The 22,641-nt window shown below is 63.2% G+C and carries 22 protein-coding genes; 2 read left to right on the forward strand and 20 right to left on the reverse strand.

Annotated elements, in window-relative coordinates; genetic code table 11:
- Positions 1-10 precede the first annotated feature (10 nt).
- From hisS to DR039_RS08700, 3 genes are all read right to left on the reverse strand, one after another.
- On the reverse strand, positions 11-1,408 hold the full coding sequence (gene hisS / locus DR039_RS08690) for a histidine--tRNA ligase (protein WP_111836984.1): 1,398 nt from the start codon (positions 1,406-1,408) through the stop codon (positions 11-13).
- An 82-nt stretch (positions 1,409-1,490) separates the two neighbouring features.
- Positions 1,491-2,297 (reverse strand): MBL fold metallo-hydrolase, encoded by an 807-nt coding sequence (locus DR039_RS08695; RefSeq protein WP_111836985.1) that lies wholly within the window; start codon positions 2,295-2,297, stop codon positions 1,491-1,493.
- A 62-nt stretch (positions 2,298-2,359) separates the two neighbouring features.
- Positions 2,360-3,034, reverse strand: a complete 675-nt coding sequence (locus DR039_RS08700) for a DUF1345 domain-containing protein (protein ID WP_126622247.1) — start codon at positions 3,032-3,034, stop codon at positions 2,360-2,362.
- A 168-nt stretch (positions 3,035-3,202) separates the two neighbouring features.
- Between DR039_RS08700 and DR039_RS08705 the strand changes: the two genes are divergently transcribed.
- On the forward strand, positions 3,203-3,820 hold the full coding sequence (locus DR039_RS08705) for a class I SAM-dependent methyltransferase (protein ID WP_111836987.1): 618 nt from the start codon (positions 3,203-3,205) through the stop codon (positions 3,818-3,820).
- A gap of 291 nt (positions 3,821-4,111) precedes the next feature.
- On the forward strand, positions 4,112-5,731 hold the full coding sequence (locus DR039_RS08710) for a DUF349 domain-containing protein (RefSeq protein WP_172458377.1): 1,620 nt from the start codon (positions 4,112-4,114) through the stop codon (positions 5,729-5,731).
- A gap of 65 nt (positions 5,732-5,796) precedes the next feature.
- Here the strand turns inward: DR039_RS08710 and DR039_RS08715 are convergent, their stop codons facing one another.
- The 17 genes from DR039_RS08715 to DR039_RS08795 form a co-directional block, all read right to left on the reverse strand.
- A complete protein-coding gene (locus tag DR039_RS08715) occupies positions 5,797-6,453 on the reverse strand; it encodes a hypothetical protein (protein ID WP_126622245.1) in 657 nt (218 codons plus the stop codon).
- Positions 6,454-6,502: 49 nt separating this feature from the next.
- Positions 6,503-8,839 (reverse strand): RelA/SpoT family protein, encoded by a 2,337-nt coding sequence (locus DR039_RS08720; protein WP_111836990.1) that lies wholly within the window; start codon positions 8,837-8,839, stop codon positions 6,503-6,505.
- A 141-nt stretch (positions 8,840-8,980) separates the two neighbouring features.
- Positions 8,981-9,529 carry an adenine phosphoribosyltransferase gene (locus DR039_RS08725; protein WP_111836991.1) on the reverse strand — a complete coding sequence of 183 codons (549 nt, stop codon included), beginning with the start codon at positions 9,527-9,529 and terminating at the stop codon, positions 8,981-8,983.
- On the reverse strand, positions 9,526-10,629 hold the full coding sequence (gene secF, locus DR039_RS08730) for a protein translocase subunit SecF (RefSeq protein WP_111836992.1): 1,104 nt from the start codon (positions 10,627-10,629) through the stop codon (positions 9,526-9,528). The genes DR039_RS08725 and secF overlap by 4 nt, the downstream gene beginning before the upstream one ends.
- Entirely contained in the window at positions 10,626-12,650 is a 2,025-nt protein-coding gene (gene secD / locus DR039_RS08735) for a protein translocase subunit SecD (protein WP_111836993.1), read from the reverse strand. The genes secF and secD overlap by 4 nt, the downstream gene beginning before the upstream one ends.
- 45 nt (positions 12,651-12,695) lie before the next feature.
- On the reverse strand, positions 12,696-13,073 hold the full coding sequence (locus DR039_RS08740) for a preprotein translocase subunit YajC (RefSeq protein WP_318268917.1): 378 nt from the start codon (positions 13,071-13,073) through the stop codon (positions 12,696-12,698).
- A 164-nt stretch (positions 13,074-13,237) separates the two neighbouring features.
- The gene (gene ruvB / locus DR039_RS08745) at positions 13,238-14,245 is read right to left on the reverse strand and encodes a Holliday junction branch migration DNA helicase RuvB (RefSeq protein WP_111837090.1); all 1,008 of its coding nucleotides are present in this window, start codon (positions 14,243-14,245) and stop codon (positions 13,238-13,240) included.
- Positions 14,246-14,261: 16 nt separating this feature from the next.
- Positions 14,262-14,888, reverse strand: a complete 627-nt coding sequence (gene ruvA, locus DR039_RS08750; protein ID WP_111836994.1) for a Holliday junction branch migration protein RuvA — start codon at positions 14,886-14,888, stop codon at positions 14,262-14,264.
- A gap of 105 nt (positions 14,889-14,993) precedes the next feature.
- Complete coding sequence (gene ruvC, locus DR039_RS08755; protein WP_111836995.1) at positions 14,994-15,659, reverse strand: crossover junction endodeoxyribonuclease RuvC; 666 nt, start codon at positions 15,657-15,659, stop codon at positions 14,994-14,996.
- A gap of 22 nt (positions 15,660-15,681) precedes the next feature.
- Positions 15,682-16,446 carry a YebC/PmpR family DNA-binding transcriptional regulator gene (locus DR039_RS08760; RefSeq protein ID WP_111836996.1) on the reverse strand — a complete coding sequence of 255 codons (765 nt, stop codon included), beginning with the start codon at positions 16,444-16,446 and terminating at the stop codon, positions 15,682-15,684.
- Positions 16,447-16,613: 167 nt separating this feature from the next.
- Entirely contained in the window at positions 16,614-17,267 is a 654-nt protein-coding gene (locus tag DR039_RS08765; protein ID WP_229116904.1) for an NUDIX hydrolase, read from the reverse strand.
- Positions 17,268-17,270: 3 nt separating this feature from the next.
- A complete protein-coding gene (locus DR039_RS08770) occupies positions 17,271-18,485 on the reverse strand; it encodes a PrsW family intramembrane metalloprotease (protein ID WP_229116905.1) in 1,215 nt (404 codons plus the stop codon).
- Positions 18,482-19,108 carry a hypothetical protein gene (locus DR039_RS08775; RefSeq protein ID WP_111836997.1) on the reverse strand — a complete coding sequence of 209 codons (627 nt, stop codon included), beginning with the start codon at positions 19,106-19,108 and terminating at the stop codon, positions 18,482-18,484. Before DR039_RS08775 ends, DR039_RS08770 begins: the two co-directional genes overlap by 4 nt.
- Before the next feature lies 1 nt (position 19,109).
- Positions 19,110-20,297 carry a glycosyltransferase family 4 protein gene (locus DR039_RS08780; protein WP_111836998.1) on the reverse strand — a complete coding sequence of 396 codons (1,188 nt, stop codon included), beginning with the start codon at positions 20,295-20,297 and terminating at the stop codon, positions 19,110-19,112.
- Positions 20,294-21,337: a phosphatidylinositol mannoside acyltransferase gene (locus DR039_RS08785; protein ID WP_111836999.1), complete on the reverse strand. Its 1,044-nt coding sequence runs from the start codon at positions 21,335-21,337 to the stop codon at positions 20,294-20,296. Before DR039_RS08785 ends, DR039_RS08780 begins: the two co-directional genes overlap by 4 nt.
- A complete protein-coding gene (gene pgsA / locus DR039_RS08790; protein WP_111837000.1) occupies positions 21,334-21,984 on the reverse strand; it encodes a phosphatidylinositol phosphate synthase in 651 nt (216 codons plus the stop codon). Before pgsA ends, DR039_RS08785 begins: the two co-directional genes overlap by 4 nt.
- A gap of 40 nt (positions 21,985-22,024) precedes the next feature.
- Positions 22,025-22,636 (reverse strand): HIT family protein, encoded by a 612-nt coding sequence (locus DR039_RS08795; protein ID WP_172458378.1) that lies wholly within the window; start codon positions 22,634-22,636, stop codon positions 22,025-22,027.
- Positions 22,637-22,641 lie beyond the last annotated feature (5 nt).

A 22,641-nucleotide genomic window follows, 5' to 3' on the forward strand; every position in this document is an offset into this window, starting at 1 on the left:
CCTCCGTGGCTCAGGGGTTAGGCGCGGTGGCCTGTAGTTTGGGGCTGAGATCTGCTGGGTCTGCAGGGGTCCAATTGGCGGCGTGTGCCTCCACCTGCTCCCCAGAGCGGATGTCCTTTACCGAGTCGGCTTGTCCCTCCGTGCCGGGGAACCAGACAAAGGGAATGCCGCGCTTATCTGCGAATTTGATCTGCTTGCCGAACTTTGCAGCGTTGGGTGCCACGTCCGCGCTGATGCCGCGTGCCCGCAGAGCGTCGGCGACGGCGTCGGAGGCGGCACGGTGCTCCTCGTCAGTGACCGCTACCAGCACAGCTGTGGGCACGGCCCGAGTGACTGCCACAGCGCCGTCGGCAATGATGCGGGAAAGCAGACGGGACAAGCCGATGGAAATGCCAACTCCAGGGAAGGTGCGCTTGCCGTTAGTGGCTAGGTTGTCGTAGCGGCCGCCGGAACACACTGAACCGAGGTCTGCGGCGCCCTCCATAAAGGACTCGTAGACGGTGCCGGTGTAGTAGTCCAGGCCACGGGCGATCTTAAGGTCGGCGATCACCGCACCGGGGCGGCGGCGCGCTGCCGTGGCAAGCAGGTCAGTGAGCTCGTCCAGGCCGGTGAGCAACAGTTCGCTGGGTTCGGCACCGTCTAGGGCGGCGATGACCGTGTCTCGGATCGCTTGGGGGTCGGCGCCTTGAATGCTGGCCAGGCGCAGGGCAGCAGCAGCCTGCGCGGGGCTAGCGCCTACGGCGTCGGTGAGTTCACTGGTGACGGCCTCCGGGCCGATCTTGTCTAGCTTGTCCACCACTCGCAGGACCTCAGCGAGCTGCTCGTCTTTGATGCCGACGGACTGATAGAAGCCCTGGGCAACCTTGCGGTTGGAGACGTGGATGGTAACGCGCGGGATCGGCAGGGCGGAGAGCGCTTCGTGCATGATCAGGGGCGTCTCCACGTCGTAGTGGAGGGGCAGGTTGCCGTCGCCGACCACATCGATGTCAACCTGGTAGAACTCGCGGAAGCGTCCTTCCTGTGGGCGCTCACCGCGCCAGACCTTCTGGATCTGGTAGCGCTTAAAGGGAAAGTGCAAAATGCCAGCGTTGTCGACGACGTAGCGGGTGAAAGGCACCGTCAAGTCGAAGTGCAAGCCCAGTTGCTTGGCCGGGTCGGCTTCCACAGGCTCATCGGGGTCAGCTTGCAGACGCGAGAGCAGGTAGACCTCTTTGGAGGTCTCGCCCTTCTTGGTTAGCTGGCTCAGTGGCTCGACGGCGCGGGTCTCAATGCCGCTAAAGCCGTGCAACTCAAAGGTGCGGCGCAGGGTATCTATAAATGTCTGCTCCACGATGCGGGCGGCGGGAAGCCACTCGGGGAAGCCGGAGAGCGAAGACTGAGCCATTCGTGCCTGTGCCATAGGTGGCATTCTGTCACGCCGTCACGAGCCTTTCCCCGGCAGGCGCAGGCTTTGGCACGTGCCAAAGACCACGCCTGGGCGGCGCTGGCGCCTAAGCTCCCCGTTCGCCGCCGCGGACCTTAGCCTCGGCCAGGTACGGGTTTCCGTGGTGCTCGTGCTCCATGGTGGTTACAGCTCCGTGGCCGGGCAGCAGCACTGTGGCCGGGTTGACCACACTGGCCAGCAGCCGCAGGGTGGCCCACATTTGGTACTGGTCCCCGCCGGGCAGGTCAGTGCGCCCCACAGAGCCCTTAAAGATCACGTCCCCAGCCAGCGCCACCAAGTAGTCCTGCTGCGAGATGCTGCTGGGATCGTCCAAGACCTCCGCTTCCCACAGCAGTTGGTTATCCCCCAGTTGAGCGTTGAAGAAGAATACCGCCGAGCCTTCTGAGTGCCCCGGCGCGGGCACAGCCTGTAAGGCCACACCCTCCGCCAGTTCCACCGCCTGCCCGAAGCCTTCCGCAGGGAAGGGACGCACATCATTCGGGCATACCCACGGGGTGTCGGCCATATCCGCAAAGCCCATTCCAGCAGCACGGATGCCGGTGGTGCCATCTGGATCATCCATGCGGTATAGGTCCGGCTCAGGGATGTAGACCGGCACCTTGGTGGCACCATCGGCGACGCGCCCATCGGTGACGGCGGCGTCAATCAGGCGCTGCGAGTCCCATACGTGGTCGGCGTGGCCGTGAGTCAGGAGCACCGCTCCAAGCGTCAGGTTGCTCGAACGCAGCAGCGCCAGGGCACCGCGCGCCGCCCCGGCACCGGGGTCCACCACCACGGCAGGCCTGCCCGGCCCAGCCGCCAAGACGTAGCAATTGGCTCCAAATACGGCTGCAACCGTGCGCTCAAGGATCATGGCAGCAGCCTAGGTGCAGGATAGGCGCCACCCAAGTTCCAGGTGCCGGGTCAACCCGTTCACTAACCCAGATGCTTTTGGAGCACCTGGAAGGCCACAGCCACCACCAAAGCGTTGCAAAAGAAGGCGACCACCGAGTGCACTAGCACCACGCGCCGCACCCGGCGCGAACGCACAGCGACATCGGAGGTCGCAAAAGAAGAACCTACGGTGAAGGAGAAGTAGAGGTAATCCGAAAGGAACGGCTCTGCGGTGCCGGGAAACTTTAAGAGGGGCTCGCTGGCAGTCAGGCATATCGCCCGGTAGATGCCCGCAAAACCGACCTGCAGCAGTAACCAGGAAAGGATCACCCCCAGGCTGGAAGAGATCGCCAGGAAACTCGCCACGACGCCCTGTACGCCGGACCGATCTACGCCCAGGGCGTGTATAGCGGTGACCACACCGGTTGCAGAGGCCAGCAGCGGCAGCACCCAACTCCGCCCCAGACCTTCCCGGACCTGTCTGCGTTCTATCCGACTTTCTAGCTCACGCCCGCCCCAAACCCTGTGGGCACCCACAGTCAGGTAGAGCACGCCGAGCAGTTCCCAAATCAGCAGCAGCAGGACAAAGCCGAAAAGGACAAAGGCCAGCGAGGTGGCCATGATGGCAAGCTCAAGCAGCCACTGTGCGAGTAGCCAGCCCTGCCGACGGCGTTGGGCGTTGCTGGTTGCTGACGACGGCACTGACTCCTTGCTCACGCGCAGAGTATGCCCTAACCGGACGCTTGAACCCGCAGACGGCCAAACACTCAGGAGGCCCTGACAGAAGCTGCGACCCACCTCTAGACAGCAACGGTTTGGTCACAGGACCCAAACTTTGTGCTAACGCGCCTAGTGCGAACGAATGACTAACGTCACGATTGCCATATGACCATTGCGATGTCCTCCACCGCTGGCCTTGAGCAACCCCGCCTCAGTCAGGCCCGGAAGCTCACCTTGCCATCCTTCCGCATGGGCCGTGGCCGCATGCAGCGGTGGGCCTTGGACCTCGCCCAAATTGCTCAGAGCGACCGAGTGCTCAATATGGGCTGCCAGAGCGGTGGACTGGTGCGTCAGATTATGCATCTGACATCTGGCCAGGTCGCTGCCGTTGACTGCAGCCTAGATGCCACTGAGTTGGTGCGGACGCTAAACCGTGCTGCCGTCGAGTCCGGCCGTCTCCGAGTCTCCGTGGGCACCAGCGGCATGCTCCCCTTCCGTTCCAGCGACTTTGATGTGGTCACGGCCCTAAATGCCGTGTCTCACTGGCCGAACCTGGGAACCGGCCTGCGCGAGATCCGTCGGGTACTGCGCAAGGGTGGCCGCCTGGTAATCGTCAATGAATACGCCTCTCAGGCTGAAGCCGAAAGATGGCGCCAGACACCGAAGTACCACGTCCCAGACGCAGACGAGATCATCGCTATCTGTCAGCGCATCGGCTTCCGTCGGGTTACCGCTGAACGCCACGAATCCAAAGGTTGGCTTGGCGTTGTGGCCTCTGACTGAGGCTGGAAGCTTGCCAGCATGACCTCCAGCCACTCAACCAGTCCAGAGGTCAGGCTTAGCGCCTCCTGGGAGTCCCGTCCTGCTGCGGTTTTAGGTAGGCTCTGAGGCACCGTCGTTGTTGCGACGGCCAACCATCACCCGGTACCGCACCGGGCGTGAACGGAACGGCGTGGCACTGCCTCGCCCACCCCGTCAGTCCTAAAGGAGCACATCGTGTCTGAGCAGTTGCAGCACCCCACTGAGCCCGCTGTCCCCAACGAGGTAGAGGCCAGCACCGTCGATCCCACCACCATGGCTGAGCCTCAGGCCCCTGAGGCGAGCACCGACGCCCCTACTTCGCAGGTTGCCGTTCCGGTGCCCCCCAGCTCGAAGTCGGCACCTTCTTCGCCCTCGTCTCCTTCAGCTAGCTCAGCTAAATCAGCTCCATCTGCAACTACTCCCGACGCCGCTGCTGCGCCTGCCGAGCCTGCAGAGACCCCTGAAGCGGCTAAGGCTGCTGAGACCAGCGAGGCCCCGGCGCCAGAAACTCCTGCCGAGCCCACAAAGGACGCCCCCACGCCTGCTGCCAAGGCAGAAGACACCAAGGTGGATGAGCCCAAGGCGGAGGTGCCAGTCCCCAGCCCCGCAACTGTGCCTACCCCCGTCGAGCCAGCCATCGACCCCGAGGAGGCCATGGACGCCGCCAAATGGGGCCGGGTAGACGGCGAAGGCAAGGTCTTTGTGCAGGACAACGGGGAAGAGCGTGAGGTTGGCCAGTTCCCTGACGCCCCAGTTGCTGAGGCCCTCGCCTTCTACGTGCGCCGCTTCCTGGATCTCAAAGCCAGCATCGACCTCTTTGCCACGCGCCTGCCGCAGCTCTCCGTGCGTGAAATCGACTCCACCGTGAAGTCGCTCGAAGAATCACTGGTCTCCCCTGCCGCCGTCGGCGATCTGGATGGTTTGCGCGCACGCTTTGCCGCCCTACGGACCGTGGCCGCCGAGCGCCGCGAGGCGGTTTCAGCTGAGCGAGCCGCCGCCAAGGAGCAGGCCCTTAAGGACCGCACGGCCATCGTGGAGCGCGCTGAAGCAATCAGCGAGCAGGACCCCGCCCGCACCCAGTGGAAGACCTCCGGTGCAGAGCTGCGTGAACTGCTGGAGAAGTGGAAGGAGGCGCAGCGTCGTGGACCACGCCTGGACCGCCCCACCGAGGACGGCTTGTGGAAGCGTTTCTCTCACGCGCGCACTACCTTTGACCGGCACCGCCGTCAGTTCTTCTCCGAGTTGGACTCCAAGCAGTCTCAGGTGAAGGCCGCCAAGGAGGCCCTGATCCGCCGGGCGGAGGAGCTGTCTTCCTCCACCGACTGGGGCACTACTTCCGCCAAGTACCGCGACCTTATGGAGGAGTGGAAGAAAGCTGGCCGGGCTTCCCGTAAAGAGGACGATGCCTTGTGGGCGCGCTTCCGGGCCGCCCAGCAGGTGTTCTTTGACGCTCGCCGGGCCAAGGACGAGGCCACCGACGCTGAGTTCGCCGAGAACCTGAAGGTCAAGGAGGCTCTGGTCGCCAAGGCTGAGGCTCTGCTTCCCATTAAGGATGTCAAGGCTGCTAAGAAGGCTATGCGTCCGATTCAGGACGCTTGGGAAGAAGCCGGTCGGGTGCCGCGTGCCGCCGTGCGTCGCATTGAGGGACGCATGCGTGCCGTAGAGGACGCGATCCGTGAAGCGGAGAACGCCGAGTGGCGTCGCACCGATCCTGAGACCAAAGCTCGCGCTGAGGGCCTAGCTGGCCAGCTTGAGGACTCGATCGCTGAGCTGGAGAAGGATCTGGCTGCTGCACAGGCTGCCGGCAACGCCAAGAAGGTCGCGGAGGCGGAGGCTGCGCTCACTGCTCGCCGTGCTTGGCTGGAGCAGGTCCGCCAGTCGGCCCGCGCTTGATCGCGGTGCGCGCAGTTAGCTCTCCCCTAAACTGCGCGCCTTAGCCAAAGGCACCTGCCGCACCGTCACTCCTTCTGAGTGGCGGTGCGGTCTGGTTTCCGGCGCCCGGTCCCCAAATAGCGCCGCAGAGCAGGCTCGCCATAGAGCTCACGGATCAGCCGTTCCACCCGGTCGCGACCACGCACCTGTGCCCCCACACAGTGGGAAACACAGTTGTAAAGCTCCTGAGGCTTGATGCCAGCGTGCTGCGCAGCCAACAGGGCCTCCACTGCGCGCGCAGCTGTGTCCAGGCGCGCTACGTCTACGGCTGCCCGCGCCAAAGTGCAACAGGACAGTCCTCCAACCAGCATCACGTCTGAGGCCGGCAGCCGCCCCTGGCACATGCGCAGCCGAGCAGCCCGGCCAGTATGCACCGGCCGGATGGCTTCAAGCACTTCAGGTGGACGCAGTCCGGTGTGCACCCACAAGGCACTGGCACCGTAAATCGACGCCCCGTCCGGAAGGAAGCTTCTCAGGCAGCGGGCCCGGGCACCAGGCGTAGAAACCTGCTCTAAAACCATCGCCTGGCCAAGTACTGACACGGTGAGTTCCTCGTCCAATCCGTGGCAGCGCAACACACCTAGTTCCGCAGGCGTCAGTTCACGGGTGGCAGGCTGCAGGGGCCGCCTCTCCAACCAAGCCAGGGCGGCCATGGTGCGCTGTGGGCGGCGTCTAGTTTCCATGCCTTAATGCTGGCAGGCAGCTCCTTGCAAAAACGGGCCTGTGGATAACTCAGGGGCGTGGACGGCGTGACGGCGAGGAAGAACGGTGGGCCTCAAAGACGCCGTCGATCCGGCGCAGTGAGGCCAGAGTGTGGTCCAGGTGGCTAGGTTCAGCCAGCTCCACCACAAAACGCCCAATGACCACGCGATCACGGCTGGTACCGATATTTGCGCTGACCATATTCACGTGGTTATCCGCCATAACGCGGGTGATATCTGCCAGCAAACCGCCGCGATCAAGAGCCTCCACCTCGATCTGCACCAGGAAGGCAGTTTGGGCGTGATCCGCCCAGTGCACGGCGATCATCCGCTCCGGCTCAGCTTGTAACTGCTCGACGTTCTGGCAGTCAGTGCGGTGCACGGAGATGCCCGAGCCGCGGGTGATGAAGCCGACGATCGGGTCACCAGGCATAGGCGTGCAGCAGCGGGCAAGTTTGACGTACAGGTCGCCGGCATTCATACCTTCCACGATGATGCCGTTGTCTCCGCTGCGAGCCGCAGCTTGGCGAGCAGTGGAGGCGGCCCGGGTGGGTAGGATCGCCTCGGCGAGGGTTTCCTCCGTTCCGGCTTCCCCGCCCATGGAAGCCACGAGAGTTTCCACAACGTGTTGGGCGGAGATATGCCCCTCCCCTACTGCGGCGTAGAGGCCGTCGATATCGCCTTTGTCCAGGGTCTTAGCCACGTCCAAAAGGGTCTCGTGACTCATGAGCCTTTGTATCGGCAGGTCCTTCTTGCGCATGGCCCGGGCGATTTGGGCCTTGCCCTCTTCAATGGCCTCTTCGCGACGCTCCTTGGAGAACCACTGCCGGATCTTATTGCGAGCGCGTGGGGAGCCTACGAATGACAGCCAGTCCCTGGAAGGTGCAGCGGAGACAGATTTGGAGGTGAAAACCTCCACCGCGTCACCGGTTTCCAGGTGAGAGTCCAGTGGCACCAGGCGACCGTTAACCCTGGCACCAACGGTGCGGTGGCCTACCTCGGTGTGAACGGCGTAAGCAAAGTCCACTGGCGTAGAACCAGAAGGCAGGGCCAGCACGTCGCCTTTAGGAGTGAAGACGTAAATCTGCGTGCCGGTCATCTCAAAGCGCAAGGACTCCAGGAACTCAGCCGGATCCTGGGTCTCTTTCTGCCAGTCCACAAGCTGGCGCAGCCAGCCGAGCTCACCCTTGTCAGAGTCGCCCGGGGCGCCGCCCAGCGGCGTAGGTCCGGTGGCATTGGGGTCAGCCTTGTACTTCCAGTGGGCCGCCACGCCGTATTCGGCACGTCGGTGCATCTCATGGGTGCGGATCTGAATCTCTACAGGTTTGCCCCCCGGGCCGACGACGGTGGTGTGCAAAGACTGATAGAGATTGAACTTGGGTACGGCGATGTAATCCTTAAAGCGCCCACTCATGGGGGTCCAGCGAGAGTGCAGAGATCCGAGCACGGCGTAGCAGTCCTGGATGGTCTCCACAATTACACGCACAGCCACCAGGTCGTAGATATCGTCGAATTCTTTGCCTCGTACGATCATCTTCTGATAGATCGAGTAATAGTGCTTAGGGCGACCGGTAACCGTACCTTTGATCTTGTTGACCCGCAGGTCCTCCTCGATCTGCAGGCGCACTTGACGGAGGTACTCCTCCCGAGCAGGAGCGCGCTCCGCCACCATATGCTCGATTTCTGCGTAGACCCCGGGGTACAGGGCTTTGAAGGAGCGATCTTCCAGCTCCCATTTGATGGTATTCATACCCAGGCGATGCGCCAGGGGGGCGTAAATCTCCAGGGTTTCCTTGGCCTTGCGGGCAGCATTTTCAGGCGAAACGTATTTCCAGGTGCGGGCGTTGTGGAGCCGGTCCCCCAGTTTGATGACTAGGACACGAATGTCCTTGGACATGGCCACGATCATCTTGCGGACGGTCTCCGCTTGGGCGGCGTCCCCGTACTGGAGCTTGTCCAGCTTGGTGACGCCGTCCACTAGCAGGGCGATCTCCTCCCCAAAGTCAGCGCGCAGGCGTTCCAGGGAGTAGCTGGTGTCCTCCACAGTGTCATGTAGCAGGGCCGCTGCCAAAGTCTGGGAGGTCATACCCAGCTCTGCCAGGATCGTCGCAACCGCCACCGGGTGGGTGATATAGGGCTCGCCTGACTTTCGCATCTGGCCCTCGTGGGCCTTCTCCGCCACCTCATAGGCGCGCACGATCAGGCTGGTATCAGCCTTGGGGTGGTTGGCACGGACAGCACGCAGGAGCGGCTCAATCGCGGGGGGCGTGGAATGCCCTCGGGCGCCGAACCAGGCCAGGCGGCTGCGCACCCTGGACCCAGGAACTACTGTGTCGGCTGCGCCATTCGTGCTCGTGGTGTCCGTCATTCCCGCATCATAGCCACCAGGCCTGAACAGCTTTGACTATCTGCACGGCGCGGGAGGCAGGTTCGCGGCGGCCCTCGTCCTCTAGATGCACTGAGGCCCCGGGATTGCTTACGGGCAATCCCGGGGCCTCAGCGATCAGCGTCAGTAGGAGACGACGCAGTCAATCTCAACATCGCCCAGGCGAGCCCGTCCACCGAGTTCTTTGAGCTCCAGCAACATGCAAACTGCCGCCACTTCTGCTCCGGCCCTCTCGATGAGGTCCATAGAGGCGCGCGCGGTGCCGCCAGTGGCGAGCACATCGTCGATTACCAGGACTCGAGCCCCCGGCCGGACTGAGTCAGGGCGCAGCTCCATGCGGGCAGTGCCATATTCCAGCGAGTAATCCTCACCAATTACCGGCCCAGGCAGCTTGCCGCCTTTGCGGATGGTGAGCATGCCAATTCCCAAGCGCACAGCCAGGGGCGCAGCCAGAATGAAACCCCGGGACTCCAGCCCGGCGACGGCGTCAACGCGTCCCTCATAGCACTGTGCCAGGCCCTCAATGAGGGCGGCAAAAGCCGGGCCGTTGGCCAACAGCGGCGTGATATCCCGGAACAGGACACCCGGCTCAGGAAAGTCCGGAATCTCCCGAATATTGTCCAGCACCAGCCGGGTCAGGCCGGCGGGGAGATTGGGTGCAGTCTCGCTCATGAGCGCTTCTTCTTCCGCTTGGGCTGGGCGGAGACACCCAGGTGGTGCCCCGGAGTCAAGGGAGCAGCAGCTGGCGCTGCAGCCAGCGAGGCAACGGCCTCCTCGTCACCGTCCAGTTCAGCCACACGCTTGGCCCGGGCCTTGGCAACCTTCTCAGCCTGCTCAGTAATGACCTTCTCGCGGGAGCGCAGATCGACCAGTAGTGGGGTGGCCAGGAAAACCGAGGACAGCGTTCCAGCAAGCATGCCGATGAACATGGTCAGGGCAATATCGCGCAGAGTGCCTGCGCCCAGGATGAAAGCACCCACGAATAGCAGCGAGGCCACTGGCAGGACCCCTACCACCGAGGTGTTAATGGAGCGGATGAAGGTCTGGTTCACCGCCAGGTTGGCTAGCTCCGCGTAGGTGGAGCGGCTCTGGGCCTGGAAACCGGCGGTGTTTTCACGAATCTTGTCGAAGACCACCACGGTGTCGTAGAGCGAGTAGCCCAGAATCGTAAGCACGCCGATCACGGTGGCTGGGGTGACTTCGAAGCCAGAGATCACGTACACGCCCATGGTGATGACGATGTCGTGACAGAGGGCCAACAGCGCGGCTGCCGCCATCTTCCAGGTGCGGAAATAGGCCCAGATCAGGGCGCCGACCAGCAGGAAGAAAATAATCAGACCGCGTAAAGCCTTCCCGGTCACGTCACCGGACCAGGTCGGGCCGATGGTGGTGGCGGATACCTCGGCGTTGGTAACGCCGTAGGCGGTGGCTAGCTCACCGGCCAGTTGGTCAAGCTTGGCCTTCTCCAGAGACTCGGTCTGCACCCGGACAGAGGCTGAGCCCATGGTGGTCACTGAGGAGCCAGCCGAATAGCCGCCCTTAGCAATCACATCGTTGGCGGGACCCACTTGCGGATTCTGAATACCGGTAATGGTGACTTCTGAGCCGCCCTTGAAGTCGATGCCGGGGTTGAGTCCGATCGCACCGAGAAGAGCGAAAGAGGCAATGATTACGACGGCGGCGATCCCATACCAAATGCGCCGTTTGGCGATGAAGGGGATGGAGGTCTTGCCGGAGTAAAGCTCGTTGCCGAGCACCGCGAGTGACTTCATTCCTGGTCACCGTCCTTTCCGCTGGTGGCCTCGGCTTCGACCGCCAGACCGCCCTCCTGAGCGGCCTGACGCTGTTCTGCCTTGCGGCGAGCCAGGGATCCGGCGACCGCCCCCGCTATGGCCTCACGGCCTTTGCCATAGGCTTCCAAACTGCGGGCGCCTAGGTGCTCAGGGTCTAGACCGGAGAGCCTGTGCCCCTGGCCGAAGAACGGGAAGCGCAGAATAAAGGCCATCATTGGGTGGGTGAACAAGAAGATGACCAGCAAATCCACGACGGTGGTCACGCCCAGGGTGAAGGCGAAGCCCTGCACGCCGCCTACAGCCAAGAAGTAGAGCACGACGGCCGCAACTAGGTTCACGGAGTCTGACACCACGATGGTTTGGCGAGCGTGCTTCCAGCCTTCGTCCACTGCGGCTCGCAGAGTGCGGCCCAGGCGGACCTCGTCACGGATTCGTTCGAAGTAGATGATGAAGGAGTCCATGGTTATACCAATGGACACGATCAGTCCGGCCACACCTGCCAAGGAGAGGCGGTAGCCCATGGACCAGCTGAGCAGGGCGATGACGACGTAGGTTATTACGGCGGCCATCAGCAAGGACGCCACCGCCACGATGGACAGGCCGCGGTACTGCCAGGCCAGGTAGACGATGATGAGCAGGAAGCCGATCACTCCGGCGATCAGGCCGTTGCGCAGCTGTTCGGTGCCCAGGGTCGCGGAGATCTGCTGCTCGGACTGGACCGTGAAGGTCAGAGGCAGCGAACCGAAGGAGAGCTGGTTGGCCAGGGTGTTGGCCCCGGCCTGCTTGAATCCGCCGGAAATCTGCACGCGCCCGTCAGTGATGCCATTAGTGACACCCTCGGCAAAACCGGAGGCCATAATGGTCAAGCCATCCAAGACGATGGCGAACTGTGCCTTTTCACTGTTGTGGGTCGTCGGGGTGCTCTGGGGCTTGCCCTTGGCCGCAGCGGCCTCAGCCTTGGCGGCATCACGGAACGCGATGAGGCGCTTGGAGACCTCTGCGAAAGTCTGGGTACCCTTGTCGTCGAACTCCAGGTTCACCACCCATTTATTTGTGGTTTTCCCCTGACTAGTGGTCTCCAGACCTGACTGGGCGTTCTTGATCTCGGTGCCCGCAATATCGGCTGGGCCCAGCAGGTAGGTGGTGCCACTGCCGTCCTTGGCGCAGGAGATGACCGCCTTGGTAGGGTCCTGCGGTCCGCCTTTGAGATTCTGCTCCGCGGTGCAGTCCGTCATGTAGGCGTCGTAAAGCATCTTCTCGGTCAGGGAGGCGTCCGAGGAGCTGTCCTGGCTCGTGGCATTCAACGGTGTGTCAGTCACCTGGCCGTCGCCGTTGGCGTCAGCGTAACGGGTGGCAACTTGCTCGGCCGTTACCGTGGGCACGGCGGTGGGTGTGGCACTGGCCTCCGGTGCGGCTGTGCTGGGCTGGTCCGCGGCCGCCTCAGCGGTTTCAGTGGGAGTTGGCTCAGGAGTCGGCGAGGCCGTCTCGCTGTCGGTTGAAGGTGCGGTAGCCCCATCGGTTGGCGCAGCACTGGCGCTAGCACTGGCCGCTGCCGAGGCGGCCTGCGCCGCAATCCTGTTCTGCGCCTCTGCGATCCGGGTTGCTGAACCGCGCAGGATCCGCAGTACGGGCCGGAAGTACAGGACGGCGGAGGTGCGCACCAGCTCAAGGGTCTCGGCGCTGGGGGATCCAGGCAGAGACACCACGATGTTCTGACCACCCTGCCGGGAGATCTGGGCTTCAGCCACACCCGAGGCGTCAACGCGCTGACGGATAATGTTAATGGCCTCATCCACGTTTTTATCGGTGATCTCGGAGCCATCAGTGGTGGTGGGCGTAAGGATCAGCTGGGTGCCGCCCTCAAGGTCCAGGGCTAAGCCAGGGGTCATGGAGGTGCGCTTGGTGGCCGCACCGTAGACCAGCAGGCCATAAGCCAGCGCAATGATCAGCAACAAGGCCGTGATGACGCGGCCTGGACGCTTTAACTGTTTGGTGGACACGGGGTCCCTTCCTGGTAATCAGCGGGGCTAACGCCCCGGGGCTTGTCAGGCCTGCTGGTCTGGCACGTCGTTAGTGGCAGGCTCCGTCACAGGTGCCTCAGCGGCAGTGTCGATTGCAGTCTGGGACTCTGCGGTCTCAGTAGCCGCAGCAAAAGGCGGCTCCTCTGCACCGAGCAAGGCGCGCTTGTGCCACAGGGACTCGTCACCCAGGGGCGTGGCGAGTGTGACTACGTCACCGTCAACCTCCACGAGCTTGCCGTAGAAGCCGGAATGAGTGCGCACCCAGGTACCAGGGACCATGGCTTCTTCCAGCCGACGGTCCTGCTCAGCCTGCATCTTCTCCTGCTGGCGCCGGGCGAGACGAGTCATGAGCCAGAAACCACCGCCCATGATTACGAGCATCAAAATCAGCGTGGGATCCATCGGGCACACCTCAATGTTGGGAACTTGACATCAGGAGTCTAGGCCACCCGGAGGACTACGCCGCTCTCAAGGCCAATTTGTAGCCCGCACGTAAGGCAAACCACATAATCTGACCGCGGGTTGCGACGCTTCCATCGCAGCGGATCATCAGCAGCAAACGCCCTTCAACTAAACAGGCCACCATCCGTTGGAGCTTCCAAACCCAAGTGGCTGTAAGCCGCGGGGGTCGCGGATCGCCCTCTGGGAGTGCGCACCACTAAGCCCTCGCGGACGAGGTATGGCTCCGCCACCGTCTCCACCGTTTCCGGCTCCTCCCCCACGCTCACCGCCAGCGTCGTGAGTCCAACCGGGCCGCCTCCAAAACGGGTGCATAGGGCGTGCAATACCTGCCGGTCCAGGCGATCCAGCCCCAGCGCGTCCACCTCAAAGATCTTAAGGGCGCCTTGGGTTGCCTCCAGATCCAGCTGTCCTGGGGTGCCATGCACTTCAGCCCAGTCCTGCACCCGGCGCAGTAGTCGGTTGGCGATGCGTGGTGTCCCCCGAGAGCGGCGAGCTAACTCACTGGCGGCGTCTTCGGCTAGGCGGACCCCCAGAAGCCCTGCTGAGCGTTTGAGGATTCGCGCCAGTTCGCTAGGGCCGTAGTAGTCAAGGTGTCCGGTAAAGCCAAAGCGGTCCCGCAGGGGTGCAGGCAACAGACCGGCGCGAGTGGTTGCCCCTACCACCGTAAATGGCGGCAGCGTAAGCGGGATGGAGGTGGCGCCGGGGCCCTTGCCCACCACGATATCCACCCGGTAATCCTCCATGGCCAAGTAGAGCATTTCCTCTGCTGTGCGGGCCAGCCGGTGGATCTCGTCAATGAAAAGGACGTCCCCCTCCTCCAGAGAGGACAGAATCGCGGCTAAATCTCCGGCATGCTGGATCGCGGGGCCGCTCGTCAAGCGCAGTGAGCCTTCCACTTCCGCTGCAATGATCATGGCGAGGGTGGTCTTTCCCAGTCCAGGTGGACCGGAGAGCAGCACGTGATCTGGAGTGGTGCCACGGGACAGCGCAGCTCGCAGAACCACGGAGAGCTGGCCGCGCACCACTTCCTGGCCCACGAAGTCTTCAAGGCGCTTGGGCCGTAGTGCGGCCTCGGCTGCGCGTTCGGCGTCATCTGCGCCGCCACCAACCATGCGGCTTTCTTCCCAATCAGGCACGGTGTCCGCCTCCCAGCCAACGCAGCGCGGCTCGCAGCAGCTCGGGGATGCTCATATTCTCCCCACCGAGCCCCGCTTCCACTGCTGCTACGGCTTGGGTGGCTGCCGCCTCGTTCCAGCCGAGCTGGACCAGCGCGGCGACAACGTCCGGGTTTGAGGCACTCACTGGACTCGAGGTCGGCTCGGCAGCACTACTTACAGGCAGCCCTCCTCCCTGCACTGGGCCCAACTTGTCCCCGACGTCGATAATGACGCGCTGGGCTCCCTTGGGGCCGAGTCCGGGCACGCGTTTGAGAGCAGCGACATCCTGGCTGGCAATGGCGCGGCGCAAGGCATCTGGAGTGTGCACCGCCAGCATGGCCAGAGCCAGTTTGGCACCCACGCCCTTAGCCCCTAATAGCACTTGGAAACAGTCGCGCTCGTCGGCGTCGGCGAATCCGTAAAGGGTCATGGAGTCCTCGCGCACTATGAGCTCGGTGTACAGCAACGTCTCCTGTCCCACTCGCAGGCTAGCCAAAGTCGTGGGGGTGGCTAGCACCCGCAGCCCCGCTCCCCCGGTCTCTATGACCGCGGCGGTGAGGCTCAGGTCAATCACTTGGCCGCGCAGTGAGGAGATCATGGGCCTTTGCTCCCTCTCAGTTTCGCTGGACCAACCCGCTTGCTGGGTGGGCCGGAGTCTGCATACTCGCAGACCATTCGAACATCTGTGCGAACTCTAGCAGGGTCAGGTGGCCTTTCCTCGGTAACTGCGCCGCGGGTCAACCGCACCGGTGCGCCGGGAGGCCGCCTGAGCAGCAGCCCACTGGCGCTGAGCCGGGGTACGGGCGCTGGCCCGCACTGCCCCACCGGCAGAGACCATCTCGGCGACGCCGTCAGCGCCGGTGCCCCCACCGCGCCAACCATGACAGATGGCTTGGGCCAAAGCGTCAGCGGCATCGGCTGGCTTGGGTGCGGCCTCCAGTCCCAAAATGCGCTGCACCATGGCCTGCACCTGGGCCTTATTGGCAGTACCTGAACCAGTGACAGCTGCCTTCGCTTCTGAGGGGGTGTGCTGGGCAACCTCCAGCCCTGCACGCGCTCCTGCCACCATCACCACCCCCATCACCTGGGCCACGCCGATAACTGAACGCAGATTGTCCTGCGCAAATACTCGCTCTACGGAGATGGCATTGGGGCCCAGCCGGGCGATCCAGTCATCCAGGGCCTCAGCGATCGCCAGGAGTCGCAACTCGGGACTGGAATGAGGCGCGGTGCGCACCACGCCCACCTCAACCAGGCGGGCGCGGCGGCGAGGGTCAATGTCCACACAGCCCAGACCACAACGAGTCAGGCCGGGGTCCACGCCTAAGACGCGGAGCTGGCTGACAGCCGCTTGGCTGGAGGCTGGCATGGTTGTTGAACGGACGGGAGACTCAGTCCTCGCCAGCTTCAAGTTCCGCAGCCACCTCGGCGGAGATCTCAACCGAGGTGTAGACGTTCTGCACGTCGTCCAGGTCCTCCAGCGCGTCGATTAGACGCATCACCTTCTTGGCCCCCTCTAGGTCCACCTCGACCTTGGTGCCAGCCACGAACTGGGACTCCGCAGATTCGTATTCCATGCCGGCTTCAGTGACGGCGTTGCGGACGGCTAGCAGGTCCGTGGGCTCGCAGATGACCTCAAAGGACTCTGCACCTTCCTCAACCTCGTCAGCACCGGCCTCAAGCACAGCCATAAGGATGGTGTCCTCGTCAATGCCTTCCGCCTTGGCGATCTCCACGATGCCCTTGCGGCTGAAGTTGTAAGCCACCGAACCAGGGTCCGCCAGGTTGCCACCGGTGCGAGTGAAGGCCACGCGCACATCGGAGGCAGCCCGGTTGCGGTTGTCTGTCAGGCACTCCACCAGGAAGGCGACGCCAGCGGGGCCGTAGCCCTCGTACATGATGGTCTGCCAGTCGGCGCCACCGGCTTCTTCACCACTGCCGCGTTTGACGGCACGCGTGATGTTGTCTGCGGGCACGGAGTTCTTCTTGGCCTTTTGGATGGCGTCGAAGAGCGTCGGGTTGCCAGCGGGGTCACCGCCACCGGTGCGAGCCGCCACCTCGATGTTCTTGATGAGGCGCGCAAAAAGCTTGCCGCGCTTGGCGTCAATGGCGGCCTTCTTGTGCTTGGTGGTGGCCCACTTGGAGTGTCCCGACATCTGTCCTCCTGGCTGTAGTTAGTGCCGCGCCCGACTCCGGACGCCTCGCTGCTGCCGTGAGCCCGGCTTGGCTCACGAAAATCCTCAGCAATCCTAACGCCAGCTGCCCCATCGGCCCGCACGCTCCAGGCTTGGTGCACTTATACCGCGCGAGAACTTCCCCACGCTCAGTCCTCCTCCCTGAGGGACCTAAGTACGCCATCCCAGCCCGCAAGCAGCTGCCTGGCCAAGCTCGGCAAGGTGTGGGGGTAGACCGTTAGCCCCGCCGCGACGGCCTCGTCCAGTTCCTGAAAGCTCCACCAGCGCAGCGAATCCAAGACCTCACGCTCCATCTCGGTCCAACCAGTGCGGTCTAACTCGCCGTCGGCGTCGAGAAGCTGATCGGCCTTGGCAACGGCGCTGTCCTCCAGAATGGCTAGGAAGTAGAGCTCGTGCTGACGGCAGGTGACTAGGTTGAACTCAAAGCGGGAACTGCGCTGCAGCACAGGTCCTGCCAGCTCGCTGACGCCCAGCTGCAGGCCAGTCTCCTCTGCGAGCTCACGGCAAGCGCCATCTCTATGACTCTCACCTGCCAGCAGTCCGCCACCAGGCGTAAAAGCCCAACTGTGTGCCGCGTCAGAAAAGTCGTGGCCTTGTACCAACAAAATCGCTGGTTCCGGCTCACGGCGCAGCACAATCACGCGCGCAGCATCCCGAGCTGGCAGCCCCTCGTGGTTCAGCTGCCATTCTTGGGGGTCCAGCAGTTCCTCCCAGTTAGCGGGTACCCGCCGCGAATCACGCCCGTCTAGGGCAGGTGCACAGCCGTGATCGTCTGCAATCAAGGCTCAGGCCTGTCCCAAGAAGACTCTGCGCCCCTTGACCACCCGGTCCAACAGTGCCTGCTCACGAAGCTGAAAGTCGGCTTCGGCGTGCCCCTGCATGGCGCGACGCCGCAGATTAGCTAACTCGGATGAGGCTTTCTGGAAGTCCTCCATCGCAGCGCCTTGACGCGGCCCCATCCGACCAGCCCAAGCCCGGGCCAGCCGTCTACCAGTAAAGGTTGAAAGCATCTCAATCTCTGCGGGTACGAACCAGCCGGAGCTGGCGTAGTCGATCAGCCGGTTGCGCAGATTCTTCTGCTCAGCCGCGCGCAGAGCAACCACCAGGGCGACAAAGCCGATGAACAGCGGCATCTCCACCGCAAAGTAGGTCAAGGGCTGAGCCGCGAGCACACCGTTCCAGAAAGCATGCATAGCAATGGCGCCAGCCAGCCCTAAAGGGGCCATCCAGACCCAAGCTTGGCGGGACCGCATGCCGGTGCTTAGGCCCAGGGCCAGACCGGTGCTGGCGGTAAACATGATGTGAGCAAAAGGTGAAGCCACCCCGCGCAACACGAAGACCCTAACGATAGAGTCTTGGAACTTCACGAAGTAAAGGATGTTCTCCGCAAAGGCGAATCCCGCAGCGCTCACTGCGGCGTACACGACGCCGTCGACCGGCCCGTCAAAGTTGCGCCGCCAGATCAGGAAGATCAGCAACACCCCTAAACCCTTGGTGCATTCCTCAATCAGCGGTGCGGTGATAACTATCGAGAAAGTGTTCGCCTGGTAGGGATCTCCGGTGGCGCCGTAGGCCAGTGAGGAGGCCGTGGTGTTCACAACCAGGGAGATCAGCGTGGCCACCCCAGCTCCCCACAGAAAAGCCATTAGCAGCACCCCAAAGGGCTCAGGCTCCCAGCGATCCACCCAGATCACAGATCCCAGCACCATACCTAGCGGGATGAGAGCCAAAAGGGTCGGAAGCAGCAGGTTCGTAGCCCCACCAGCCTGCATGGCAATGAACCACAGCAGGATCAGCAGGCTTAATCCCCCCACCGACGTGAGCCCATAGCGGGCGTAATCCTTACGGCGAGAACGCGCAATTGTCTCCGGCTGGGTCCAGGTCACGGAGTTCTCGTAGCTAATGCCCGGCGACTGGACCGGTTTCAAAGGCAAACTGCGGCCTTTAGGCGTGTATCCGGGGCGCGGCGCCCAGCCATTGGCTGGCCGGTACATGGTCATAGCTTCTCCTCGGACGCAGGGAGGCAGTTCGGGGTGGTTTCATCGTCGACGTCGAATGTGCCCGGACTGGGCGCATGACCAGCCAGGTGAAACAGGCGCACATCCCAGTTGGTGCGGATGCGCAGAGTCTCAGAGACGTGTGTGTCGTGAAAGCGCCGGGCGAGAACCAGTCGGTAGCAGCAGCGGTCCAGGCGTTCTAGGAGGCTGGCGGCTATCGGGTCCGGTTCCAACTCGGCACGAGTCTCTGCATCCAGGACTGCGCGCAGCACCCGCGAGAGGTCCGACTCCACCTGGGCTCGTACCCGCTCTTGCCCAATTGCACCGGTGGCGCGGTGCTCTGGATCTAGACCATCGTCAACCACAGGCGCTTCACTAGCCATGGCTTCCCGCGCTGCTTGGCTAAGGAGCGTGGCGGATGCCGGATCCAGAGCTTGACAGGCAGCCAGGTCCAAGGCCGCTTGGGCACGGTGCACCAGTTGGGATTCCAGGGTGGCGCGAGCACCAAGCACCTGGCGGTGGAGCCGGTCCACGCGCAGGGCTTTAGCGTTCAGGAGCCAGCCCAGCAGGGCCAGCACCAGGATGGCTGCCAGGATCAAGACCAGTATTGAGGAACTTGCGGGCATCTCAGTTCTCCAGGGCATCGCGCAGCCGCCCTAGGACGGTGCGGCGTCCGGGTACAAGCGAAACCCGCGTATGGGCCGTGGACAGGGCCATGTCATACACGTCTAGGACGGCGTCAGTTACTGCCGACCAGTCGTAGCGGCCCACTACGCCATTGGCCGCCTGTACTCGAGCCAAAGCAGCAGGACGATCCTTGAGCGTGTCAGTGATGACGCGGGCCAGGTCAGCGCTGTCCTCATTGCGGAAAAGGGCACCGTAGCGGCCTTGGCCAAGCACATCGGAGAAAGCCTTGAGGTCTGAGGCGATCACGCAGGTTCCAGCAGCCATAGCCTCCACCAGCACGATGCCAAAGGACTCCCCGCCGGTCTGTGGCGCCACATAACAGGTAGCGGAGGTCAGGAGGGCAGCCTTGTCGGCGTCGGAGATTCCACCCAAGAAAACCACCCGGTCACCGTAGGGGGCCAGCAGCTCACGGCTGCGTTCGGCCTCCCCCCTGCCAGCGATGAGGAAACGTGCACCGGGCACCTGTTCCAGGACTGTTGGCACAGCGGCCGCTAAGACAGGCAGGCCTTTACGTGGTTCATCTATCCGCCCCAAGAAAGCAATGGTTGGTGCTTCTGGGGTGCCGGTGAAGCGCGGGTCCCTTTGAGCTTCGCGGAAAGGCTGCACATATACGCCGTTTGGAATCACGACGGCGTCGCCCCCGTGGTACTGGATAAGGGTGCGGCGAGCCTCCTCCGAGACTGCTATGCGCGCCGTGAGCTTCTCCATCAAGGGCACGGCAGCTGGGGAAATAAACTCGCGCGCGTAGGAGCGTTCCAAAGCAGCATGGAAGGTGCCCACCACTGGACCTGTGGCCGCTTGGAGCGCCAACATGCCGACGCTGGGGGTGATGGGTTCGTGAATATGCAGCAGGTCAAACTCACCTTCTGCAAGCCAGCGTCGCACGGCGCGCATGGCCTTGGTGCCGAAGCTGAGCCGCGCCACGGAGCCGTTGTAGGGAATAGCCACGGAAGCGCCAGCACTGGTGAACCACTCGGGTAGCTCCGCCAGGGCACTGTCTGAGGAGACTGGAGCCAGTACCTGGACCTCGTGTCCCCGCCTGCGAAGTTCTCCCGCCAGGTCCATGACATGTACCTGCACGCCGCCCGGAGCGTCAAAGGAGTAGGGGCAAACAATGCCGATCCTCATCTCTCCTCCTCCCTAGGTGGTTGTGCTGCTGCCTCATCTCTGCGTGACTGTACTGCGGTGGTCTCTTCCTGGGCGTGGCGGCGAGCCAGCCGCGCAGGATCCAGGTCAGCGGTGAAAACTGCTTGGAGCATATGCCAGTCGACGGCCTTCGCAGCCAGCAGCGGGGAGAGCTCCCCGATCCAAGCCCGAGTGTGCTCTGCCACTAGCTGTCTTCCGGCCAGTCCGGTGGGCCTGGGCACGTGCCGGATGGTCAGGACCACGCCCCAGGAGCTGCCTGCCTGGAGGCGCCGCTGACCGCTGAGCCGCTCATAGTGAATGGTGCCGGTGTACAGCGGGAAATTTAGGCGATTGGCCAGGGCGGCCGGTCCGGCGGCGACGCGAGCGGGATGGCCGCACAGCTCCACTTCTACCCCGGAGGCTGACAGATCTCGGTCGGCGAGCAGTGCAATGATCTGGTGCTCCCCGCGCGCCTGGGCCGCAGTGGCGGCCCGCACGAGGCCTTCGAAGACACGCTCGCCATGAGCTTGACCGATGATGCTCAGCCCTAAACCCTCACGGAATGCCACGAACTGTTCAAAGAGTTCCGCAGGCTCTAGTTTTTCCGCCACCACGAGCACGGGTGCCAAGTGTTTAACGGCCCAGGCTGCAGTTAGGTCCCAGTTGCCCATATGAGGCAGTGCGATGACGACGCTGGAAGCTTCCAGGTCTGTTTTTAGTTGCGGGTCTAGGTCTGGGCGCAGGCGGTGCCGCAGTTGCTGTGGGGTCAGTCGGCTGAGGGTAAAGGCTTCATAGAAATAGCGCAGGTAGGAGCGCATGGCAGCGCGAGACAGGCGGTGCAGTTGGTGATTGCTGAGCCCGGGAACTACGCGGGCCAGGTTTTTCTCAAGCTGCCCAAGGCCCTTCTCCCCTCCACGCAGACGCTGTACGGCCCAGGTGGCATCGGCCCCTAGGTTGAACAATCCGCGCCCCACCGGAGTGGGCAGTTTGCCCAAGTACTTCCAGGCCAGGCGGTAGGCGTCTTGAACGCCCGGAGGCCTCACGATTGGGCCTGCTTGGCGGTCTGCGCTTCCCGGGCGTCTAACTGCCGTTTGGTGGTAGCCACTCGTTGTCCCACGGTGATGAGAGATCCCAGAGCCACCGCACCAAGAGCCACAGTCAGCACCCAATTGGGCGCACCTAGCCCTACGGCAGCAACGCCGAGCCCACCGACTATGAGTCGGTCAGTGCGCTCAGCAATCCCCACCGCGGCAGTAGCCCCGAGGGACTCTGCCTTAGCGCGCGCATAGGAGACAACTTCTGCCAGCACCACCACGGCCAGGGCGAGCGCAATAGTGGTGGTGCGCAAGGTTCCAGGCTGCAGTTGCAGGGCAGCCCAAACCGCTAGCGAGCCAAATACGGCGCCATCAGCAATCCGGTCCATGGTGGAGTCAAGGAAGCCACCAAAGACTGAGGTCTTGCCGGTGGCCCGAGCCAGGATCCCATCAAAAGAATCCCCCACAATGGAGAGAATCAACAGGGCCACGCCCAGCAGGAAGTGTCCCTGTGGGAGGGTAAGCACCGCGATGGTGACCGTGAGCAGGGTGCCAGCCACGGTGAGCATATTTGGGGTTACGCCCAGCCGGGCCAGGGCGAGCGCTGGGCGGGTAAACAGCGCCTTGGTGACTCCGCGTCCATGTTGTCCAAGCATCTGTGCGGTCTCTCTTCTTAGGCGGGGTGGCTGTAGGCGCTCAGGCCGGGGCTCCCGGTGCGGTGTCCCAGGCTGCTGCGAGCATTTCCCGTTGTTCGCCGAGTAGCTGTGGCACCGGTTTGGTCTTGCCGATGATGGGCATGAAATTCGCGTCGCCAGTCCAGCGGGGCACGATGTGCTGGTGTAGATGTGCGGCGATACCTGCACCCCCGACTTCTCCCTGATTCATCCCCAGGTTGAAGCCTTGCGGGTGAGATACCTGCCGCACCACCTCCATGGCCCGAGCAGTCAGGGCGCCGATCTCAGCGCGTTCCTCCGGGCTGGCCTCAGTCCAGTCGGAGAAATGCCGGTATGGGCAGACCAAGAGGTGCCCGGTGTTGTACGGGTAGAGATTCATGAGCACGTATGCCCGCTCTCCTCGATGCACAACCAAGCCCTCGGCATCAGCGCGGCTAGGCGCAGCGCAGAAGGGGCACTGGGCGGCACTGGCGTCCTTGGGTTTGTCCTGACCACCGATATACACCATGCGGTGTGGAGTCCATAGGCGCCCGAAGGCCTCGGGGGCGTCGGGATGTTGGAAGGGCAACTCCACCCGCACGCCGTCGACGACGGTGCCCTGCGTCTGCTCGGGGCTGGGCACCGCCGGTGGCATCACGT

Origin of the sequence: Actinomyces bovis (assembly GCF_900444995.1) — a bacterium.
Taxonomy (GTDB): domain Bacteria; phylum Actinomycetota; class Actinomycetes; order Actinomycetales; family Actinomycetaceae; genus Actinomyces; species Actinomyces bovis.